The following is a 1,346-nucleotide window of genomic DNA, read 5'->3' on the forward strand; positions in this document are numbered from 1 at the left end:
CTCCTCCTGCTTGCTGCTGCCCTCGGGTAGGGCGCTGGTGGGGTTGGCGCGTACCCACAGCGCCATCTCCAGCGCGTCCAGCGGCAGGTCGGTGTCGTGCCGGGCCGTGGTGCGCCAGCCCAGGATCGCCCGGGTGCAGGCATCAGAGACGAACGCGGTGAACACCATCCCCGTCGCGGTGGGGATGTAGGTGAAGTCGACCAGCCACAACTCGTTCGGGGCGGACGCGTCAAAGTCGCGTCGTACCAGGTCAGCGGGCCGTGCGGCGGTGGTGGAGGGCTGCCCGGGGCGGGTGGTGACATACCGCCGGCCCCGGCGGGCTCCTTTCAGCCCAGCGCTCTTCATGAGCCGTTCCACGGTGCAGCGGGCCACGCTGATGCCCTCCTTGGACAGCAGGTGGGTCATCTTGCGGGCCCCGGCCAGCCCCCGACCGGCGTCCTTGTCGTGGAACAGGCGGCTGATATGCCCGCCCAGGTAGGCATCGCGCAGCGCCCGCGCCGAAGCCGGACGGGACCTGGCGGCGTAGTAGGTGCTCGGATGGATCGGGGCGATGTACTCACTGAGCACCCGGCAGACCGGTTCGACCCCGTGCCGCTCGCGCACGGAGTCGATGAAGGCCACCAGCAGCAGGACGGGGAACTCCCGACGAGCACCGCGAGCACGAACCTGCAGACCAGGCCCACCCACGGGCTCGCCGGCAAGGTCGATCGCGGCCTCGTGGACGGCAGGATCGACGGCGGGTTCCTCAGTGCTGGCGTCCTGCTCCGCGGCAGTGCGCGCGGGCTCTTCAGCAGGAGGGTCAGCAGGAGGGTCAGCAGGGGTGTGAGCACGGTCGCCGGCCTGGGTCAGCAGGGTGTTCACCTGCTCACCCAGACCGACCTCACCGGCTGCTACCAGGGAAGACGCGGGTCGAGCTCCCGCGCGAAGAAACTTGACGCTGCCAGCAAGATCTCGTTGGCGCGGCGCAGCTCGCTCACTTCACGCTGCAGGGCGCGGATCTGCTGGTCCGCGTCGGTGGTCAGCCCCGGGCGCTTGCCGGCGTCGACCTCCGCGCGCTGGCACCAGCCCCGCAGGGTGTCCACGGGGATCGCGACCATCGGGGCGATCCTGCGGCAGGCAGCGTTCAAGGACAGCTCGGCTTCGCTGGCGCGGGCATCCAGCACGAGGCGGATCGCTCGCTCCCGCAGCTCCGGGGGGTACTTGCGTGGTGCCGGCATGGCTCAGTCCTCGTCAGATCAGAGCCTCTACTTAAGAACGTCCGCCAGTAGGTGTGATCATGCTGCGCGGATGCGCTTGGAGCGAGGCCGGTTCTCCCAGCGGTACCGGTCCCAGCACCCCACGATCAG

2 protein-coding genes are annotated in these 1,346 nt (G+C 69.8%); both read right to left on the reverse strand.

The annotated features are described in order from the left end of the window. Positions 1-861: IS3 family transposase (locus BXY45_RS22765; protein ID WP_146211352.1), on the reverse strand; the 861-nt coding region annotated here is incomplete at its 3' end. Between the two features lie 29 nt (positions 862-890). Then, a complete protein-coding gene (locus tag BXY45_RS22770) occupies positions 891-1,217 on the reverse strand; it encodes a transposase (RefSeq protein WP_109776816.1) in 327 nt (108 codons plus the stop codon). Positions 1,218-1,346 lie beyond the last annotated feature (129 nt).

The sequence above is a fragment of the Quadrisphaera granulorum genome (assembly GCF_003149145.1).
In the GTDB taxonomy this organism is placed as follows: Bacteria; Actinomycetota; Actinomycetes; order Actinomycetales; family Quadrisphaeraceae; genus Quadrisphaera; species Quadrisphaera granulorum.